Below are 3600 nucleotides of genomic sequence, written 5' to 3'. Positions count from 1 at the left end.
GTCGCCAGGACGAATACCCGTGAATGCGCTCGCGCCATTGGGCACGCAGAGTCACGCCATCGTTCCAGGCATCGGGCGAGCGCCAAATTTTGCGCTCGCCTCGGGGGAAACACGATCTGCCCATGTGACGAGGGCGACGCGTCCAGACGAGGTCAGCGCGTAACGCCCTCGTTCGATCCGCTCGAACCAACCGTAGACATTGCCCTGAAGGATTTTCGCGGCGTCGGGAGCCAGTATCCGAAGGTCCCGCGGGCGGCTCGACGTGATGGAAAGCGCGTTCGCCACGGCGAGCGCCTGCTGACGATAGGCTGTCATTTGCGGCGTCCGGGTCGAACCGCCCGCGACCGGATCCCCCTTGCGGCGACGATGCTCCTCGACGATGCGCGAACGCCGTTTGGCGTCGCGCCTCGGCTTCCATGGCGCTGGCTCCCCTAATACATCGACCCTCCGCTCCGCGGTGACGGTGAGAAGACCGAAGCCCAGATATCGGCAGAGCTTCTTCACGCGCGCGTCGTTCTCTCGGCCACGCCCCCGCTTGGAGGCGCCGACAGCAAGCCAGATCTCGTCGCAAACGGCTGTGCGATCAACAGCCTGTAGCACCAGTTCGAGCGTGAAGCTTTGCTTCAGTTCGCCGATCACGACGAGTTCGGGTGAGCCACCGGATAGGGCGACGAGATCACAGCCGCACACCTCGCCCTTGACCACCAGGCCGAGCCTCTCCAGATGCCGTTTTATCGGTAGATAGAGGTCGGTTTCCAAGGAGATGGCCTCTCAATGCGGAGTCGGACCAACTTCGCAATGCCTCGTTAACGTAGCGTGGACGACGACCGCGTCGGGGCGATTACTTCGAGAAAGAATGCTTCCATTCAAGCACGCCCAATGTCGCGCTTGCTCCGCCCCATGATGGCGCGGGATGGAACCGGATTGACGTCTGTCATCGCCTTGGCGCGTGGGTCGGGTCTCGCCCGTCAACGGCCAGCCATCAGGTGGGCCAACTTTCGTTGGCATCTGGGCGGACTTCGCGGCCACGAAGTCAATTGACTGTTGCGGACAGATTTGGAAATCGCCACGCGGGGCCGGGTTGCCCGGCATGGCGACTTATCGATCGGTCGTTCTCGCAGACCATCTCAGTGGCGTCAGCCGGCGTCGTAGAGGGTGGGACCTCGGACTCGAGCGCTGGCTGTGCAAACGACCACAAGTGCACAGGGCGGGACCAACCTCGTTCGGTTCGCCAATTTCAGACCGGCTTCAGGTTGTCCGCCGAGGACTTGCCGCTGCGCTTGTCGGCGACGATCTCGTAGGCGATCTTCTGACCTTCATTCAGGTCCCGAATTCCAGCCCGTTCGACTGCGCTGATATGGACGAACACATCAGGCCCGCCAGCGTCAGGCTGAATGAATCCGAAGCCTTTTGTTGCGTTGAACCATTTCACTGTCCCCGTCGCCATGTCGTGCTCCTCTCGAATTGACCGACCACCGTCGCGGAGCCGACTTTCATTGCCTGGCGCAGCCATAGACGATCGGCACCCGCCGGTGTGATTCGGCGGGGGCGCCCCCGTATATCACGCGGGATGCGATGGTGACATGCCGTAGGCGCCATGCCATGGACGCCACCGATTCAAATCTCTGGGACCTCCTCAAATGAACACAACCGAACTCGTCGCAAAGATCGCTGAGGCGCATAGCGTCAGCAAGGCGCAAGCTAAGTCCATCGTCGACGACATCCTGAAAGACATCGTTGACGCAGCGGCAAGCGGGGCGGAGGTGTCGCTGCCGGGGTTCGGCAAGTTCAAGGTCAAGGAAACGCTGGAGCGCGAAGGGCGCAATCCGTCGAGTGGGGAAAAGATCAAGATCGCGGCGTCGAAGAAGCTCACCTTCTCAGCAGCCAAATCGGTCAAGGACCTCTTGAACGGCTGAACTGGAACAGCGCTAAATGATTGAAGGCGACGCGGCCTCTGGTCAGGCCCGAAGCTGGTAGCCCCGGCGAGTCTTGAGATCGAGCCATTTCTTGAGCTCGATCTGTGCGACGGGCCGGGACGGGTGCAGGTCGATCCGCTCGCGCCCCGGGCTTCCTATGCGGCCCCACCGGCGCACAAGCGCCAGATCCTCAAAGAGCGTCGGCTCGATCGAGAGGACGTAAAATCGCGCCATGTTTCTGGCGCGGTCGACCCGCTCGAGCACGAGAACTTGAAGAAGGGTCGGGTTGTCCGCGTCCGTGGCCATGGACAAGCTAAGACGCAACAAAACGCTGGCGTCCAACGAATGGTTGGAATCGATAGCATCGCTCCGATTCGGTTTTCGAATCGATTGCAGATTGGAGTGGTGTCCAAACACGGATCGGCGTTGCACCCCGGACTTCATTGGTCCGAGGGCGTCAATCTATCCTGGACTGGGATTAGATCTTCGCAACGCCGTCGCATTCACTCGGCCCATCCCGGAGAGCGAAGAGCCAGCGGAAATGAACGAGAGCCTCGACGCTGCGGTCGGTCGCAAACTCCAGCGCACGCCATTGGATCGCGGGCGCCTCCGGCTTAGGCGGCGGTGAAGGCCAGGAAAGCATGGAGGGGCCCAGCATCTGCGAGAACTGCGATCTCTTGTTCGCGCCGGCGCAGCCCAGGTTGCCCTGAGAAGTGAAGGAGAGAGAGTTGGCTACCGCTGACGCCGGCCGCGCCGACAAGGGTAGGTCGCAAAGCTCCCGCGCGTTCCGCGCGCCCTTGCAGCGCGACCGCTTGGCGGTCGCAGCGCGGTGAACGCAGGAAGCTCGAGTGAGCTTGAAAACTTCGCCTGCGACCACCCGAGAGAGCGGATCCATGATCGGGTATTCCGACGAACCCCAAAAGCGCTGCCGACCTGGTGGCTCGATATCGAGACGTAAAGCGACGGCTCGATCCCGCTCCGTCGCTAAGCCCAACCTGCGGATTTACGGCGGCCGACGCTGAGAACCTCCTAGCCCGAACTTCGCGTCGCGCCGTCGGATCCGGCCCGGCGCCTCGCGGTGGTCCGCGACCTCCTCCTCAGGGACGCCCTCGTTCCCTATCTCGGCCCCGGCCTTCTCGCGCTGACCGGCTCCGCCCTGCCGGCGACGCCGGAAGCGGTCGCCGCGGCGTTGCACGCCAAGGCGCCGGCCCCGTCTCGCATTCGGACCAACATGTGGTCGGTGGCGCAGTTCATCGAGAGCCGGCGGCATCGGAAGACCCTACAGGCCTACATGGCTGACATTTTCGCGAGCCCCGTCGCTCCTAGCGCGCTCGTCCGGTTTCTAGCGGGCGCGCCGCTCCAGCTCGTGGTCAACTCTTGGTACGACGACGAATTCGCGACGGCGCTGAGGCAGGCGGGGCGGGACGATTTCGTCGAGATCCAGGGCATAACGCGCGCCAGAATCAACTACGACATCTGGACCCTCGCCTACGACGCCGCCGGCAAGCTCTGCGACGGGGCCGCGGTCGAGGCGGCGCGCACGGCGCTCTATTCCCCGCATGGCTTTCGGCGGATGCCTTTCCCGGATCAGCTTCCTGGTGCAAACCCACTCCTGTGCGAGTTTGATCCCCATGAAGTGGTGGCTGCGGTCCGAACGTTTATCAACGAACTAGCCTTTCATGCG

At 62.9% G+C, this 3600-nt stretch carries 4 protein-coding genes and 1 pseudogene; 2 read left to right on the top strand and 3 right to left on the bottom strand.

The window, feature by feature from the left end; all coding sequences use genetic code 11:
- Positions 1-51: 51 nt before the first annotated feature.
- Positions 52-759, bottom strand: coding sequence for a DUF2161 domain-containing phosphodiesterase (locus tag ACLP25_RS13035; protein ID WP_442469616.1), 708 nt, complete (start codon positions 757-759; stop codon positions 52-54).
- Between the two features lie 478 nt (positions 760-1237).
- Positions 1238-1447, bottom strand: coding sequence for a cold-shock protein (locus ACLP25_RS13030; RefSeq protein ID WP_442469615.1), 210 nt, complete (start codon positions 1445-1447; stop codon positions 1238-1240).
- Between the two features lie 193 nt (positions 1448-1640).
- Here ACLP25_RS13030 and ACLP25_RS13025 point away from each other — a divergent pair, with 193 nt between their 5' ends.
- A complete protein-coding gene (locus ACLP25_RS13025) occupies positions 1641-1916 on the top strand; it encodes an HU family DNA-binding protein (RefSeq protein ID WP_442469614.1) in 276 nt (91 codons plus the stop codon).
- Positions 1917-1958: 42 nt separating this feature from the next.
- Here the strand turns inward: ACLP25_RS13025 and ACLP25_RS13020 are convergent, their stop codons facing one another.
- Entirely contained in the window at positions 1959-2222 is a 264-nt protein-coding gene (locus ACLP25_RS13020; RefSeq protein ID WP_442469613.1) for a WGR domain-containing protein, read from the bottom strand.
- Between the two features lie 772 nt (positions 2223-2994).
- On the opposite strand from ACLP25_RS13020, the pseudogene ACLP25_RS13015 reads away from it, so the two are divergent.
- A pseudogene (locus ACLP25_RS13015) lies at positions 2995-3600 on the top strand (SIR2 family protein); the annotation flags it as partial.

The organism is Roseiarcus sp. (assembly GCF_052145395.1).
In the GTDB taxonomy this organism is placed as follows: Bacteria; Pseudomonadota; Alphaproteobacteria; order Rhizobiales; family Beijerinckiaceae; genus Roseiarcus.
This window is presented reverse-complemented; position numbering and strand designations above follow the sequence as displayed.

What these genes read in the sequence shown, in the direction of transcription:
- ACLP25_RS13030 (WP_442469615.1), bottom strand. Translation starts at nt 1,447, where the DNA reads ATGGCGACGGGGACAGTGAAATGGTTCAACGCAACAAAAGGCTTCGGA.
- ACLP25_RS13025 (WP_442469614.1), top strand. Translation starts at nt 1,641, where the DNA reads ATGAACACAACCGAACTCGTCGCAAAGATCGCTGAGGCGCATAGCGTC.
- ACLP25_RS13020 (WP_442469613.1), bottom strand. Translation starts at nt 2,222, where the DNA reads ATGGCCACGGACGCGGACAACCCGACCCTTCTTCAAGTTCTCGTGCTC.